Origin of the sequence: Pseudofrankia asymbiotica, assembly GCF_001983105.1 — a bacterium.
GTDB lineage: Bacteria > Actinomycetota > Actinomycetes > Frankiales > Frankiaceae > Pseudofrankia > Pseudofrankia asymbiotica.
This window is the reverse complement of sequence record NZ_MOMC01000022.1, coordinates 160,435-176,051: the sequence shown is the minus strand read 5'-3', so window position 1 is coordinate 176,051 and position 15,617 is coordinate 160,435. Positions and strand designations below refer to the sequence as shown.

Sequence of the window (15,617 nt, the reverse complement as noted above, 5' to 3'; positions counted from 1 at the left end):
TCCACTCGCATCTCGGGCTCACTGGTCTCACGCGACGGGAGTCAGCTCCACGTGCAGCTTCATCAGGCCGTGGAACAGGTAGGTGGGCATGTACTCGTAGCGCCGCGCGTCAGCCGGGCCGTGGAACTCCTCGGAGGTTCTGATCGCGGACGTGCGGTCGAAGAGCCGCTCCAGGACGACGCGCACCTCGGACCGGGCCAGCGGAGCGCCAGGGCAGGTGTGCACGCCGTGCCCGAACGCCAGGTGCCGGCGCGCGTTCGGGCGCTCCAGCCACAGCGCGTCCGGGTTCTCGAACTGGCGCGGGTCCCGGCCGGTGGCGCCGCCGACCAGCGAGACGACGGTCCCCGCGGGCAGGTCCATCCCGCCGAGGCTGGTCGACCTGCGCACCAGCCGGAACATGCTCTTGATCGGCCCCTGCAGGCGCAGCGCCTCCTCGACGAAGCGCGGGATCAGGCTCCGGTCGTTCCGCAGCTGCCGCTGTAGGTCCGGGCTGTCCCCGAGCAGCTGCAGGCACGCGCCGAGCAGGCGGACGGTGGTCTCCTGGCCGGCGGCGAACAGGTTGGCCCCGATCCGGGCGACGTCGATCAGGTCCGGGGTGGTCCCGTCGGGGAAGGTCGCCTGCGCCATGCCGGTCAGGACGTCGCCCTGGGGGTTGTTCCGGCGGGCCCCGATGCGGTCGATGAAGTAGTCGTAGAGCGGGTCCAGGGTGTGGTGCCCCATCGACTGCTTCTCGTCGGTGCCACCGGGCAGGACGCCGATCCCGGTCTTCTCCAGCAGCATCTGGTGGTCCTCTTCGGGGACCCCCAGCAGGTCGGCGATGACCAGCAGCGTGTAGGGCTGGGCGAAGTCCTCGATGAACTCGCAGGTGCCCATGGCGAGGATCGTGTCCAGCTGGCGGTCGGCCAGCCGCCACATGAACTCCTCGTTCTCCTTGAKGCGCTTGGGCGTGATCAGCCCCATCAGGATCGCACGGTGAGCGGTGTGCTTCGGCGGGTCGAAGGTGACGAGCTGGTCGCTCTGCGGCAGCACGTCCCGGTGCGCCTCGATCAGTTCGGAGATGTCGTCGCCCTGCCCCTTGATCTCGACGGGGAAGGCCGGCCGCGGCCCGGCGATGAGGTTGCAGGAGGAGAACGTGTCCGGGTCGCGGAAGACGGCCAGCGCCTCCTCCCAGCCGGAGACCATGGCGACGCCGTACTTTGGCTCGATCCAGACCGGACGGTCGGCCAGCAGGAAGTTGAAGTACGCCCACGGGTCGACCGCGACGTCCTGGTTGCGGAAGAAGTTCACCGTGCTGAAATCGGTCAGTTCCGTCATCTGGCTGCTCCGGTTCGGTCGCGCTTGGCGCCGGGTCGCGCTCGGCGTGCGGTCGTGCTGTGCGTCGGGGCGCGCGGGTCTGCACGCGTCCGGGTCTGCGTCTGCCTGATCTCGGTGGTAGGCGGCCGCGGGCGTTGACTACGCGCTGGCCGACTCACGCACCGCGGCGGCGATCCGCTCGACGTCCGGCAGCCAGGCGCGTTCGAGCGACGGCGCGTACGGCGCCGGGGTCGGCTGGGCACCGACCCGGATCACCGGGGCGTCCAGCGTCCAGAAGCCCTCGCGCACCGCCGCCGCGGCCAGCTCCGCGCCAACACCGAACGGCGTCACCGCCTCGTGCGCGATGACGAGCCGGTTGGTCTTCGCCAGCGATCCGAGGACCGTCTCGTAGTCCAGCGGCGCGATCGTGCGCAGGTCGATGACCTCGACGCTGATCCCCTCGGCGGCCAGCTGCTCGGCGGCGGTGAGGCAGTTGTGCACCATCTTCGAGTAGGACACGAGCGTGACGTCCGTGCCCTGGCGACGAACGGCGGCCTTGCCGAGCGGTATCAGCGCGTCGGACGCGGGGCGCGGCCCCTTGCGCCCGTAGAGCAGCCGGTTCTCGATGAAGACGACGGGGTTCGGGTCGCGGATGGCGCTGCGCAGCAGGCCGTAGGTGTCCGCCGGTGTGGACGGCATGACGACCGTGAGCCCCGGGATATGCGCGAGCAGGGCCTCCAGGCTCTGTGAGTGCTGGCTGCCCGACGAGCGCCCCGCCCCGAACTGGGTGCGGATGACCAGCGGCAGGCTGGCCGCGCCGCCGCTCATGAAGCGCATCTTCGCGGCCTGGTTCATGATCTGGTCGAGGCAGACACCGATGAAGTCGAGGTACATGACCTCGACCACCGGCCGCAGGCCGGCCATGGCCGCGCCGACGGCGACGCCGATGACCGCGCTCTCCGAGATCGGCGTGTCGCGCACCCGGCCGGGGTACTTCGCCGCCAGCCCGCGGGTGAGGCCGAAGACGTTGCCGCCGGCGCCGACGTCGATGCCGGCGACGAACACGTCCGGATCGCTTCCCAGCTCGAGGTCCAGCGCGTCGTGCACCGCGTCCATCGTCCGGAAGATCTCACCGGCCGGCTCGGGCGGCTCCGCGACGGCTTCGCGCGGGCTGGTGACGTAGTGGTACAGCGTCGCCGGGTCGGGCTCGGGCGCGGCGGACGCCGTCGCCACCGCCTTCTCGATCAGCTCGTCGACGTCCCGGTCGATCGCCGCGACCTGCTCCGGCTCCATCCGCCGCGCGAGCACCAGCAGCGGATCGCCGATCTTGGCGGTGTCGACCTCGGTGGCGTCCCGGTATCGCTCCGGGTCACCCTCGTAGTGGCCGTGCCAACGGTAGGTCTCGGCCTCCAGCAGCACCGGCCCGGCGCCGGCCCGAAGGTCACGGACCAGCCGCGACGCCGTCCGCGCCACCGCGAGCACGTCGTTGCCGTCGACGTGCGCGTAGCCCACGCCGTAGCCGCGGGCCCGGTCGGCCAGCGAGGCGCGGTGCTGGTCGGCCTCGGGCGAGAACTCGGCGTAGTGGTTGTTCTCGCAGAGGAAGATCACCGGCAGGTCCCAGACGGCGGCCAGGTTCACGGCCTCGTGGAACATGCCCTGCCCGACCGCGCCGTCCCCGAAGAAGGCGACGACGACGCCGCCGGCCGAACCGTCACCGCCGGCCGAACCGTCGCCCTCGTCCGTACCGTCGCCCTCGTCCGTACCGCTGGCCGCGCCCGTACCGCTGGCGGCGCGCAGCCGCGCGGCGGTGGCGGCGCCGGCGGCGATCGGCAGGCCCGCCGCGACGATGCCGTTCGCGCCGAAGATGCCCTTGCGCGGGTCGGCGATGTGCATCGAGCCGCCGCGGCCGCGGTTCGTCCCCGTCTCGCGCCCCATCAGCTCGGCGAACATCTCGGTGACGTCGAGGCCCTTGGCGATGCAGTGCCCGTGGCCGCGGTGCGTGGACGTGATCACGTCCCGGTCGTCGAGCGGCCAGCAGGCGCCGACCGCGGTCGCCTCCTGGCCGATGGACAGGTGCAGGAAGCCGGGGATCTGGCTGTCTCGGTAGAGCACCGACGCCCGTTCCTCGAAGCGCCGGATCAGGCGCATCCGCCGGTAGAGCTCACCCAGCGTCGCCGCATCGGTGCCGATCTCTTCCACGTCGGTGGACGTCAACGCCTGCAGCCTTCCTTCCAGCCTGTGACCCGCTGGCCCGCACCCGGCCTCGGTGGCCTGGCCGCATCCGGCCAACGGTGACCTGGCCCGCACCTGGCCCGCGGCAGCGCGGCAGGCCGCTTGACATCGGGCGACAACGCGACATTCTTGTACCGCTCGTTCCAAAAATGCAACCCTTCGTCKACGGGAAGCGGCCATGGACTTCGATCTCCCCGAGGAGACGCTCGCCCTCCAACGCGTGTGCCGCGAGTTCGCGACCAAGGAGATCGAGCCGCACGCCGCCGACTGGAGCGAGCGTGAGTACTTCCCGGCCGAGATCTTCCCCAGGTTCGCCGAGCTGGGGATCATGGGCATGCTCATCGACGAGGAGTACGGCGGCGCGGACGCGGGCTACGTCTCCTACGTCGCCGTGATGGAGGCCATCGGCGCCGCGGACCAGTCGATCGCCGCCGCGTGGAACGCCCACTCGACGATCGCGTCGCTGCCGCTCGCCGCCTTCGGCACGCACGAACAGAAGAAGCGCTGGCTCGTCCCGCTGGCCACCGGCACGCACCTCGGCGCCTTCGGCCTCACCGAGCCGACCGCCGGCTCGGACGCGGGGTCCGTACGCACGAGCGCGGTCCGCGACGGTAACGGGTGGCGGATCAACGGCACGAAGATGTTCATCACCAACGCCGGCACGCCGATCAGCCTCGGCGTCACCATCCTCGCGACGACCGGCACGTCGTCCGACGGCAAGAAGCGTTTCGGCACGTTCTTCATCCCCGACGGCACGCCGGGGTACTCCAAGGGGAACGCGCTGCGCAAGCTGGGCTGGCACGCGATGGACACCCGCGAGCTCATCTTCACCGACTGCTGGATCCCCGACGACCACCTGATCGGCGAGGAGGGCAACGGCCTGCGCCAGTTCCTGGAGGTCCTCGACGCCGGGCGCATCAGCGTCGCGGCCCTCGGGCTCTCCCTCGCGCAGGCCGCCCTCGACCTGGCGCTGCGGCACGYGAACGAGCGCGAGCAGTTCGGCAGCAAGCTCTCCCGCTTCCAGGCGATCGGCCACAAGCTCGCCGACATGGCCACCGAGGTCGAGGCCGCCCGCGCGCTGGTGTACCGCGCCGCGTGGCTCGGCGACCGGGGCCGGCCGTTCGCCAAGGAGGCGGCGATGGCCAAGCTCTACACCTCCGAGGTCGCCAACCGCGCGGCGAGCGCGAGCGTGCAGATCCACGGCGGCTACGGCTACGTGCGCGAGTCCGCCATCTCCCGGTTCTACGCGGACGCGRAGGTCCTGGAGATCGGCGAGGGCACCAGCGAGATCCAGCGCAACGTCATCGCCCGGCACCTCACGAAGCGCACGCCATGACGGCCCAGACGTATGCCGTGGCGGACGAGACGTATGCCGTGGCGGACGAGACGTATGCCGTAACGGCCGAGACGTACGTCACGACGACCCGGCCCGCGCGATGATCAAGATCGTCGCGCTGATCAAGCGCCGGCCGGACCTGACACTCGCCGAGTTCCGGGAGTACTACGAGCACCGGCACGCGCCGCTCTTCCAGCGCGTGATCCCCGCCGAGGTGGCGGACGCGATCATCCACTACGTGCAGAACCACACCGTCGTGCTCGGCCGCGGCACCACCGAGACGGCGTACGACTGCGTGACCGAGATCGGGTTCCGCGACCGCGCCGGGCTCGCGGCCTGGAACAGGTGGTACCTCGGCGACGAGGGCGGGGTGCTGCGCGACGACGAGGAGAACTTCATGGACAAGAGCAGGCGGTACGCGCTCGTCACCGAGGAGTCCGACCTCGGGGTCGGCCGCTGATGCTGGCCGCGACGATCACCGCGGCCGACCCGGCCGACCCGCTCGCGGGGCTGCGCGTCGGCGACCACCCGGAGCCCGCCGTTCCCGAGGGCTGGAGCCTCGTCGAGGTCAGGGCCGCGTCGCTGAACTACCACGACGTCCTGTCGCTGCGCGGGCACGGGCCCAGGAACGCGCCATTCCCGCGCGTGCTCGGCTCGGACGTGGCCGGCGTCGACGAGTCGGGCGACGAGGTGCTGGTCCACGCGCTGGTGGGCGACCCCGCCTGGACGGGTGACGAGGTGCTCGACCCGAGGATCTCGATGCTGTCGGACTTCCACGACGGCGGCCTGGCCGAGCGCATCGCCGTGCCGTCGCGCAACCTGGTGGCCAAGCCGGCCGAGCTGTCGTTCGAGGAGGCGGCCTGCCTGCCCACGGCCTGGCTGACCGCCTACCGGATGCTGTTCGTCCTGGCCGGCGCCACCGAGGGCACGACGGTCCTCATGCAGGGGGCTGGCGGCGGCGTGGCGACCGCGGTGATCCTGCTGGGCCGCGCCGCCGGCGTGCGCGTCTGGGTCACGGGGCGGTCCGAGGAGAAGCGCTCCCGCGCCGTCGCGCTCGGCGCGGCCGCGGCGTTCGAGCCGGGTGCACGGCTCCCGGAGCGGGTCGACGCGGTCATCGAGACCGTCGGGGCGGCCACCTGGGCGCACTCGATGAAGGCTGTGCGTCCCGGCGGCACGATCGTCGTCGCCGGCATGACATCCGGGACGAACCCGCCCCTGGACATCGAGCGGCTGTACCTGGCCAACCTGCGGATCGTCGGCACCACCATGGGATCCCGCCACGATCTCGAAGGGCTCGTGAAGATGATCGTGGACCACGGCCTCCAGCCGCCGATCCACGAGGTCATCCCCCTCTCCGAGACCCGGGCCGGCTTCCAGGCCATGGTGGACGGCCACCTCTTCGGCAAGGTGGTCGCCCGCCCCGAGTAGGCCTGTATCTCTGGTTCGCTCCGTGCGGGCACGGCGCTACGGCCCCTTACTCGCTTCGCTCGTGGGCCGGGCCTCCGCGAGGCGCGCCTCTGCGCCCAGCTCGGTCGCTTGCCGCTGCACATCGCCGATGCTTTGGCTTCAAACGGTATTGACTCAATACATCTGGGCGGATAGACCTTGATGGACCGGTCGGTACAAGCCGATCCCGAACGGATGGTGTGGCATGTCCAAGGATTTTGTTGTCTCTGCCGATGGGCACATCCTCGAGCCGATCGACCTCTTCAAGACCCGCATGCCGGTCCACCTGCGTGACCGCGCGGTCTGGGAGGWGGACATCGAGCTCGAGGAGCCGCTGGTCGAGGGCGGGGCGAAGGTCTTCCGCCGCCTGCACACGCCCGGCTTCGAGGGCTGGACGGTCTCCCGGTACCGGCAGACCTCGGGGCGCACGCCCGACGGCTCCCCGGAGACGATCATCGAGGACCTGGAAGCCGACGGCGTCGACGCCTGCGTGATGCACCCGAACCTGTCGATCTTCGGGCTGTACTCCGACGACCACGAGCTGTCGATCGAGCACGCCCGGGTCTACAACGGCTACCTCATCGAGCGCTTCCTGCCGTTCCGGGACCGCATCGCCCCGACCTGCCCGATCCCGCTCACGGACATCGACGACGCCGTCGCCGAGATCGAGCGGGTGACCAGCGCCGGCTTCAAGGCCCTGCTGCTGCCCGGCATCCCGCCGACGACCTACTGGGACCCGGCGCTCGACCGGGTCTGGGACGCGGCCCGCGCCGCCGGCGCGCAGATCTTCTTCCACACCCAGACCGGTGGCGTGAAGATGAAGAACCCGTCGTCCTCGACGATGCGGGTCGTCAAGGAGAACGCCCGGCAGGTGAACCAGCCGGTGACCGCGAAGTCCGCCGCCGAGCGGCTCTACACCCAGTCGGTCCTGTCGACGCTCACGCCGCAGAAGGTGATCTGCGACCTGATCGGCGCCGGCGTGGCCGAGCGGTACCCCGAGCTGCACTTCAACCTGATCGAGTTCAACGCGCACTGGCTGTCCTCGCTCGTCGGCGCCATGGACAAGGCGTGGACCACCGGCATCGGCCAGGACACCGACTGGTGGATCGGCTCGTGGAACGACGAGGCCCCGCCGACCCTCGAGGGCCAGGACACGATGGCGCGGATCTTCCTGCTCAACGAGAAGTGGCCCTACCCGCTCATGCCGAGCGAGTACGTCCAGCGCCAGTTCCACGTCTCGTTCTCCGACGACCTGGCCGCGGTCRCCGCCCGGCACATCACCGGCGTGAGCTCGATCATCTGGGGCAACGACTACCCGCACGCGGAGGGCACGTTCCGGGGCAGCAAGGAGCTGCTCGCCCAGCAGTTCGCCGGTGTCCCGGACGCGGAGCGCAAGGCGATCGTCGGCGGCACGCTCGCCGAGGTGATGGGCTTCAAGCAGCCCGCGACAGTCTGAGCCGAGACGAGACGAACCGACGTGCCCAAGCAGTGGAACCGCGATCCGATCCAAGCCGCGTACGACCTGTGGGTCGACAAGGGCTGGGACGACACCGCCGACGGCATGATCGCGGTTACCTCACTGCTGCGGGTACACCAGCTCCTCATGGCGCGCGCCGACGAGATCCTCGCCCCCGTCGAGCTGTCGTTCGCGCGCTATGAGGTGCTCGTCGTCCTGTACTTCAACGAGGACGCGGTGCCGCTGTCGTACCTCGCGAAGGCGCTGCAGCTGCACCAGGCGAGCGTCACGAACCTCGTCAACAAGCTGGAGAAGCAGGGCTACCTGGAGCGGCGGGCGCATCCGACGGACCGTCGGGTCACCCTCGCCCAGGCGACCCGCACCGGCCGGGCCCGCACCCGCACCGCCATCCGACGGCTGAACTCCGAGCTGTACCCACAGCTCGGGCTCACCGCCGAGGAGGCACGGGCGCTGGTCTCGATCTTCGCGAAGATGCGTCACGCCTGGGGTGACACCCCGGAGGACGGAGGAACCGATGCCGCTGGCGCTCTGCTGCATGTCGCACAGTCCCCTGCTTGACATCACCCAGCAGCGCCCGGAGCTGGAGGCGGACGTGGCGGGCGCGCTCGGCGCGGCCCGCGACTTCGTCGCCGCAGTCGACCCCGACGTCGTGGTCGTCTTCGCGCCGGACCACTTCAACGGCTTCTTCTACCGGCAGATGCCGCCGTTCTGCCTGGGCGTCGCGGCCCGGGCGGTCGGCGACTACTCCAGCCTCGCCGGCGACCTGGCGGTGCCGACGGCGCTCGCGCGCGAGCTCGCCGGCGCCGTCCTCGACGCGGGTGTCGACCTGCCGGTCTCGCACCTGATGGAGGTCGACCACTCGACCGCGCAGCCGCTGCGCGAGCTCTTCGGCGCCCTGGACGCGCGCCCGGTCATCCCGGTCTTCATCAACGCGGCGGCGCCGCCGCTCGGGCCGTTGTCGCGGTCGCGGGCGCTCGGCACGGCGATCGGGCGGTTCTTCGCGGCGCGCGACGAGCGGGTGCTGTTCCTCGGCTCGGGCGGCATCTCGCACGACCCGCCGGTGCCCGCGCTCGACACCGCTCCCGCGCCCGTCGCCGAGCGGCTCGTCTCCGGCCGCCCGCTCACCGCCGAGGAGGCGGAGCGCAAGCACACTGGCGCCGCCGCCGAGGGCGAGCGGCTGGCCGCCGGAACGAGCGACCGGCTGCCGCTGACCCCGGAGTGGGACGAGGCGTTCCTCGACCTGCTCGGGGCGGGCAAACTCACCGAGCTCGACGGCTGGAGCAACGACGAGATCGGCGCGCACGGCGGGGGCGCGCACGAGATCCGTACCTGGATCGCCGCCTACGCGGCGCTGGCCGTCGCCGGACCGTACGAGGTCGGCTACCGCTACTACCGCCCGATCCCCGAGTACATCGCCGGCTTCGCCGTGACCACCGCGCTGCCCACCGGCTGAGCCGGYCACCGACCGAGCTGCCCACTGGCCGAGGCGCGAGCTCTTGCCTCGGTCCAACCACCAAAGGTAATCTCCGTCTGCTGCACTATTAGAACGGGAATGTGCATTATCTGCACATGATGGAACGGCACAAGATCTCCACGCGAGGTCTCGTGCGCAGGGTCCACGGCGGTAGGGGCGTGCGATGCACAACAGATACGACGTCGTGGTTCTCGGCTCGGGCGCGGCGGGGCTGACCGCGGCGCTCGCCGCGGCGGTCGAGGGAGCAGCGCGCGTCGCCGTCTTCGAGAAGGCCGAGCTGCTCGGCGGCACGACCGCCCTGTCCGGCGGGACCGTCTGGATCCCCGGCAACCAGCCCGCCCGCGAGCTGGGCGTCGACGACTCGCCGGCGCGGGGCCAGGAGTACCTGTCGAGCCTGTCCAACGGCATGATCCTGCCGGAGCTCGCCGAGGCGCTGCTCGACGGCGGCCCCGAGTACGTCGACTTCATCCACCGGCACACCGAGCTGCGTTTCCAGCTCGTCGAGGGCTACCCCGACTACCACCCCGAGCGGCCGGGTGGCCTGCCGGGCGGCGGGCGCTCGATCGAGGTCGGCCTCGTCAGCCTGGCCGACCTCGGCGAGTGGGCGGACCGTATCGCCGGCGCCCCGAGCCGGCTGCTCATCCGGGAGACACCGCTGGGCGGCGGCACCGGCGCGATCCCACCCGGCGAACTCGCCAGGCGTGACGAGCGAGGCGCCGAAGGCCTCGGCCGCGGCCTCGTCGCGGGCCTGCTGGGCGCCTGTCTCCGCCACGGCGTCGAGGTGTTCACCGGCTCCCGCGGGCTGCGGCTGCTGACGGCGGACAGCACCACGACCGGCGTCACGGCCGTCACCGGCGTCGAGATCCAGGGACCCGAGGGTGTCGTCCAGGCGGTGTCGGCCGGTGCGGTCGTGCTCGCCACCGGCGGCTTCGAGTACGACCCGGCGCTTGTCCGTGACTTCCTGCGCGGCCCGCTCACCCGGGCGCTCGGGGCGCCGACGAACACCGGCGACGGGCTGCGGATGGCGATGCGTGTCGGGGCCCAGCTCGGCAACATGCGCGAGGCCTGGTGGGCGCCGGCGGTGAGCTTCCCGGGCGTGCGCCGCGACGGCGCCGCGAACGGGCTGCTCGCCTCGCGTGAGCGCGCGCTGCCCGGGTCGGTGATGGTGAACGGGTACGGGCGCCGGTTCGCGAACGAGGCGGCCAACTACAACGCCTTCGGCGGCGCCTTCCACGAGCTGGACGCGTCCCGCTTCGAGTACCCGAACCTGCCCAGCTACATGATCTTCGACCAGTCGACGGTCGACCGCTTCGGCGTCCTGGGCGGCGCGCCCGGCGCCGCCGTGCCGGAGTGGGTGACCCGCGCGGGCACCCTCGGCGAGCTGGCGGGGAAGCTCCACCTTCCGGCCGAGCAGGTCGAGGCGACCGTCGCGGCGTTCAACGACCATGCCCGCGCCGGCGTCGACCCGGACTTCGGCCGCGGCGAGAGCGCGTTCGACCGGTTTCCCGGCGGCCGGACGACGCTGGACCCCGGCTCGCCCCACTCGACGCTCGGGCCGGTCGAGACCGCGCCCTTCTACGGCGTCCGGGTCGAGTCGTCGCTGCTCGGTACGAAGGGCGGCCCGCGCACCGACGGCGAGGGGCGTGTCCTCGACGTCGACGGCGACGTGATCGGCGGGCTCTACGCCGCCGGCAACGTCATGGCGAGCCCCACCGGCATGGTCTACGGCGGCGCCGGCGCGACCCTCGCGGTCGMCGGCGTGTGGGGCCTGGGCGCCGGCCGCGCCGCCGTGCGCGACCGTGCCCTGGTTCCCAGCGCCCTGGTTCCCAGCGCCGTAGTTCCCAGCGCCGTAGTTCCCACGCGCGACCCCGCCGTTGTTCCCAGCGGCGCTACCGACTCTGTCGGCACTGGCTGAGATCGGCACTGGCTGAGTAGGAGAGACGATGACGCAGACGGTTGACCGCGCCCCAGGGGAGGTCACGGCACAGGACGCCGCCCAGATCTTCACCGGCTGGGTATCCGACCTGGCGGCGGCCGTGCGGGACGGTTCCGAGCCCGCCCTGTCCGACCTGTTCACCGAGGACGCGACCTGGCGCGACTTCATGGCGTTCCCCTGGGACTTCCACCACACCGTCGGGCGGGACGAGACGGTGCCGCGGTTCCTGGAGCTCGCCAAGGAATGGCGCGCCGCCGACTTCGCCCCCAGCCAGGAACAGGCGCCCGTCGTCGGCGAGGCCGGCATCAACGCCTTCTTCGACTTCACCACCTCCGACCGCGTCGACCGCGCGTACGTCCTGCTCGTCCCGAACGAGGGCAGGTTCCGCGCGGTGACCCTGCAGACGCAGGTCATCGGCCTGGCCGACCACCCGGAGCGGATCCGCCACCACCGCCGGGAGGGGAAGGTCTACGGCATCGTCGAGGGCCGCACCCGGTGGACGCATGACCGGGCCAGGGAGACCTCCTTCGCCGACGAGGACCCGGCGGTGCTGGTGCTCGGCGCGGGCCACAACGGCCTGGCGATCGCGGCCCGGCTGGGCGCCCTCGACGTCCCGACACTCGTCATCGACAAGGACGCGCGGATCGGCGACCAGTGGCGCCGGCGCTACGCGTCGCTCGCGCTGCACAGCACCGTCTACGGCGACCACCTGCCGTACATGTCGCTGCCGCCGAACTGGCCCGCGCACACCCCGAAGGACAAGTTCGCGGACTGGATCGAGTCCTACGCGAAGCTGATGGACGTCAACGTCTGGAACTCCACCACCTTCCTGCGGGGCCGGTACGACGATGAGACGCAGCGCTGGTCCATCCACGTGCGGCGCGGCGACGGGTCGATCCAGGAGCTGCGCCCACGRCACTTCGTCGTCGCGGGCGGGATGTTCGGCGCGCCGAGGGTGCCGGCGATCAAGGGGCTGGAGACCTACCAGGGCATCTGGACGCACTCCGACGAGTTCCAGAACGGCGCCGACTTCCCCGGCAAGAAGGTCCTGGTGGTCGGCGCCGCGGTGAGCGGCCACGAGCTCGCCCACGACCTCTACGAGCACGGCGCCGACGTGACGATGGTGCAACGCGGCGCGACCTACGTCGTCACCTACGAGTCCTACCACCGCTACTGGTCGACGCTGTTCACCGAGGACATGCCGTACACCCCGGACTTCGCCGACCAGATGACCTACTCGCTGCCCAACGTGCGGGTGGACGAGCTGAACAAGCGGCTGGTGAAGGAGGCCGCCGAGGCGGACCGCCCGCTGCTCGACCGGCTCGAGGCCCAGGGCTTCAAGCTCGAGTGGGGACCGGATGGCACGGGCATCATCGGCGCGCACATGTCCGGCCGGGACGCCTACCAGATCGACATCGGCGCCTCCGAGCTCATCGCCGACGGCCGGGTGAAGCTCAGGCAGGGCGTCGAGCTGGCCGAGATCAACGGCAAGACGGTCACCTTCACCGACGGCTCGACCATGGACGACGTCGAGCTCATCGTCTTCGCGACCGGCTACCACCAGTTCTGGGGCCACCTCCAGCCCGTGCTCGGCAAGGCCGCGGAGAAGATCGACAAGGCCTACGGCCGCGCGGCCGACGGCGAGTACGCCAACACCTGGCGCCGCTCCGCCCAGCCCGGCCTCTGGTTCGGCACCGGCTTCATCCGGATGGCCCGCTTCTACACCCGCTTCATGGCCCTGCTCATCAAGGCCATCGAGGAGGGCATCGAGCCGGTCGACCCGGAGACGGCGAGCCGACCGGCTCCGGACGGATCGACCGCGACCTGACGGCCCACAAGCCATCCTGACGGGCAGGCCCATCCCGACGGCCGAGACGTCAGGCCCCGCACCGCGGCGGCCGCGTTGATCACCAAGCACGTGTCGTCGTGGTCGTGTTCCAGCCCCGAGCGCGACCACGACGACACGTAAGTCACGATCACCCACCGACGGGAGCGCACAGTGCCCGAGGACGCCGCACCGATGAGCTCGGCCGGGCCCGCCATCGACGTGAAAGCGCGCGTGGAGCCCGGGACCGTGGCGGTCCTCGACCGGCTGGCACGCTGGGACCTGACCTCCGTCGACACGATCCGCGTCTCCTACGGGGCGGTCGCCGCTCCCCCCGCGCCGCCGAAACCACAGGTCACCCGGCTCGACGAGAAGATCCCCGGCGTCGACGGCCGTCCCGACGTGACCGTGCGGTGGTACCGCCCGGCCGGCTCTGGCCCCGGCGAGGCCGGAGCCGATGCGGCCGCGCCGCTGCCCTGCCTGCTCTGGCTGCACGGCGGCGCCTACATCATGGGCAACCTGGACGAGAACGACGACCGCCTCGACCGGATGGTGATCGAGCTCGGCTGCGCGGTCGTCTCCGTCGACTGGCGGCTCGCTCCGGAGAACCCGTACCCGGCCGGACTGGACGACGCCGAGACGGTGTGGCGCCAGATCGCCGGGGACCCGGCGGCGTACGGCGTCGACCCGGCGCGGCTCGCGGTCGGCGGCGCGAGCGCCGGCGCCGGCGTAGCCGCCGCGCTCTGCCTGCGGCTACGCGAGACCGGCCGCCCACAGCCGGCGTTCCAGCTGCTCATCTACCCGATGCTCGACGACCGCGAGCTCACCGCGTCGATCCGTGCGATCGAGGACCCGGGCCACTGGGGCCTGTGGCACCTGCGCGCCAACCGGCTGTCGTGGGAGGCGTACCTCGGCGGCCTGGCCGGCGACGACGTCCCCCCGACCGCGGCCCCGGCCCGCGCGACCGACCTCTCCGGCCTCGCGCCCGCCTACCTCTGCTGCGGCGACGTGGACGCGTTCGTCGACGAGATCGTGGACTATGCGGCCCGCCTCTCCCACGCCGGCGTCCCGACCGAGCTGCACGTCTACCCCGGCGTCATCCACGGCGGCTTCGGCGCGATCCCGAAGACGCCTCGCACCGCCCAGCTCCTGCGCGACGTCTACGCCGCCCTCGCCGCGGCGTTCACCCCGGCCGGGTAGTCACGCGCTCGTCGGGAGCCGCGCCACGGCCCCTGGTCGAGCCGGACCCGCCGTTGAACCAAATGCCCCTGGCTTACGTGTGAAGGGGAATGGGCGGCAGAGTTCTTCAGGACGGGGCCGGCTGGTGAGTCGCGCGCTCGCGCGGGACGGCGGGCGGTCAGGTCCGGGGGAGGGTGTGAGCGACGAGAACCTGCTGCGCGCGTTGCACGACCAGCACGCTGGCGCGCTGTGGACCTATGTCCTGGGGCTGACCGGCGGCGACCGGACCCGTGCGCAGGACATCGTGCAGGAGACCCTGCTGCGCGCCTGGCGCAACCCGGGGGTGCTCGACCCGGCTCGCGGCTCGCCGCGGCCGTGGCTGTTCACGGTGGCCAGACGCATCACCATCGACGAGTGGCGCGCAGCCCGCAGCCACCATGAGACCGTGACCGACCGCGTTCCCGAGCAGCCGGTCGACGACCCCGCCGAGCACGTCGTCGACCGCCAACTGGTGGCGGCCGCGCTGCGCCGACTGTCCAAGGAACATCGGGATGTGCTGCGGGAGTGTTACTTCCGCGGCAGCTCGGTCGGCCAGGCGGCGCAGGCCCTGGGGATCGCGCCGGGCACGGTGAAATCGCGCACCCATTTCGCGCTGCGGGCACTGCGGCTGGCCATCGACGAACTGGGAGGTGTCTCATGAGCGCCGATCCGTACGCTCACCTCGACGCCGCCTACGTGCTTGGGGGGCTCGATCGGGCGGAGCGGGCCGGCTTCGAGGCCCATCTCGCGACCTGCCCGCAGTGCCAGGCCAATGTGGCCGAGATCGTCGGGGTTCCGCCGCTGCTGGCCGGCCTCGACGAAAGCGCCTTCGCCGAGCCGGCAGGCGCCCCGGTCGAACCGGTTCCCGACATTCTGCTGCCCGGGCTGCTGCGCGTCGCCGGCAGGGAACGGACCCGTCGGCGCTGGCTCACCGCTGGCCTGGGCCTGGTCGCGGCGGCGAGCCTGACCGCCGTCGTCGTCACCGCCGTGCCGCCGAACGGCCAGGCGACGCCGGCGCCGCGGGCCATGACCGCGCTGGTCGCGAGCCCGGTCAGCGCCGCCGTCGCGTTGCGGGCCACCCAGTGGGGCACCGAGATCGACCTGACCTGCTGGTATCGGCCTGACGCCTCCGTCGCCCCGGGCTACGAGTACAAGCTGGTCGCGTACGACGCCGACGGCGACGCGTACGACGCGGGCAGCTGGCGGCTCGATCCCGGGCGGAAGGTCTCCCTCACCGGCGGCACAGCCCTGACGCCCGAGCAGATCTCGAGCGTGAACATCACCAAGCCGGACGGGACGGCGATCCTCACCCTGGCTGTCTAGAGCCACACGCTGGCCGAGGACTCCAGTGAGCTCGTCCCGCCGCGGCTGTGCGCCGCG

General features: G+C 71.7%; 13 protein-coding genes. 11 read left to right on the top strand and 2 right to left on the bottom strand.

Annotation, left to right across the window (positions count from 1 at the left end; all coding sequences use genetic code 11):
• Positions 1-27: 27 nt before the first annotated feature.
• Positions 28-1,314 (bottom strand): cytochrome P450, encoded by a 1,287-nt coding sequence (locus BL253_RS12425; protein WP_076816508.1) that lies wholly within the window; start codon positions 1,312-1,314, stop codon positions 28-30.
• A gap of 138 nt (positions 1,315-1,452) precedes the next feature.
• Positions 1,453-3,507: an alpha-ketoacid dehydrogenase subunit alpha/beta gene (locus BL253_RS12420; protein ID WP_076816506.1), complete on the bottom strand. Its 2,055-nt coding sequence runs from the start codon at positions 3,505-3,507 to the stop codon at positions 1,453-1,455.
• Positions 3,508-3,703: 196 nt separating this feature from the next.
• On the opposite strand from BL253_RS12420, the gene BL253_RS12415 reads away from it, so the two are divergent.
• The 11 genes from BL253_RS12415 to BL253_RS12365 all read left to right on the top strand — a co-directional run bounded on the left by BL253_RS12415 (position 3,704) and on the right by BL253_RS12365 (position 15,560).
• A complete protein-coding gene (locus BL253_RS12415) occupies positions 3,704-4,861 on the top strand; it encodes an acyl-CoA dehydrogenase family protein (protein WP_076816504.1) in 1,158 nt (385 codons plus the stop codon).
• 100 nt (positions 4,862-4,961) lie between these two features.
• Complete coding sequence (locus BL253_RS12410) at positions 4,962-5,321, top strand: EthD domain-containing protein (RefSeq protein WP_076816502.1); 360 nt, start codon at positions 4,962-4,964, stop codon at positions 5,319-5,321.
• Entirely contained in the window at positions 5,321-6,289 is a 969-nt protein-coding gene (locus BL253_RS12405) for a quinone oxidoreductase family protein (RefSeq protein WP_076816501.1), read from the top strand. The genes BL253_RS12410 and BL253_RS12405 overlap by 1 nt, the downstream gene beginning before the upstream one ends.
• Positions 6,290-6,512: 223 nt before the next feature.
• On the top strand, positions 6,513-7,763 hold the full coding sequence (locus BL253_RS12400; protein WP_076816499.1) for an amidohydrolase family protein: 1,251 nt from the start codon (positions 6,513-6,515) through the stop codon (positions 7,761-7,763).
• Between the two features lie 21 nt (positions 7,764-7,784).
• Entirely contained in the window at positions 7,785-8,342 is a 558-nt protein-coding gene (locus BL253_RS12395) for a MarR family winged helix-turn-helix transcriptional regulator (RefSeq protein ID WP_076816497.1), read from the top strand.
• Positions 8,299-9,237, top strand: coding sequence for a 3-carboxyethylcatechol 2,3-dioxygenase (locus tag BL253_RS12390; RefSeq protein ID WP_076816496.1), 939 nt, complete (start codon positions 8,299-8,301; stop codon positions 9,235-9,237). The genes BL253_RS12395 and BL253_RS12390 overlap by 44 nt, the downstream gene beginning before the upstream one ends.
• 184 nt (positions 9,238-9,421) lie before the next feature.
• Positions 9,422-11,173, top strand: coding sequence for an FAD-dependent oxidoreductase (locus BL253_RS12385; protein WP_076816494.1), 1,752 nt, complete (start codon positions 9,422-9,424; stop codon positions 11,171-11,173).
• A 28-nt stretch (positions 11,174-11,201) separates the two neighbouring features.
• Positions 11,202-13,022 (top strand): flavin-containing monooxygenase, encoded by a 1,821-nt coding sequence (locus BL253_RS12380; protein ID WP_076816492.1) that lies wholly within the window; start codon positions 11,202-11,204, stop codon positions 13,020-13,022.
• A gap of 192 nt (positions 13,023-13,214) precedes the next feature.
• On the top strand, positions 13,215-14,219 hold the full coding sequence (locus tag BL253_RS12375) for an alpha/beta hydrolase (protein ID WP_076816597.1): 1,005 nt from the start codon (positions 13,215-13,217) through the stop codon (positions 14,217-14,219).
• Between the two features lie 175 nt (positions 14,220-14,394).
• Positions 14,395-14,898, top strand: coding sequence for a sigma-70 family RNA polymerase sigma factor (locus tag BL253_RS12370; RefSeq protein ID WP_241834734.1), 504 nt, complete (start codon positions 14,395-14,397; stop codon positions 14,896-14,898).
• On the top strand, positions 14,895-15,560 hold the full coding sequence (locus BL253_RS12365) for an anti-sigma factor family protein (RefSeq protein WP_076816491.1): 666 nt from the start codon (positions 14,895-14,897) through the stop codon (positions 15,558-15,560). The genes BL253_RS12370 and BL253_RS12365 overlap by 4 nt, the downstream gene beginning before the upstream one ends.
• Positions 15,561-15,617: the final 57 nt, after the last annotated feature.

Excerpts from the sequence above, each read along its gene's own strand:
- BL253_RS12410 (WP_076816502.1), top strand. The coding sequence starts at position 4,962 with ATGATCAAGATCGTCGCGCTGATCAAGCGCCGGCCGGACCTGACACTC.
- BL253_RS12405 (WP_076816501.1), top strand. The coding sequence starts at position 5,321 with ATGCTGGCCGCGACGATCACCGCGGCCGACCCGGCCGACCCGCTCGCG.
- BL253_RS12390 (WP_076816496.1), top strand. The coding sequence starts at position 8,299 with ATGCCGCTGGCGCTCTGCTGCATGTCGCACAGTCCCCTGCTTGACATC.
- BL253_RS12375 (WP_076816597.1), top strand. The coding sequence starts at position 13,215 with ATGAGCTCGGCCGGGCCCGCCATCGACGTGAAAGCGCGCGTGGAGCCC.
- BL253_RS12365 (WP_076816491.1), top strand. The coding sequence starts at position 14,895 with ATGAGCGCCGATCCGTACGCTCACCTCGACGCCGCCTACGTGCTTGGG.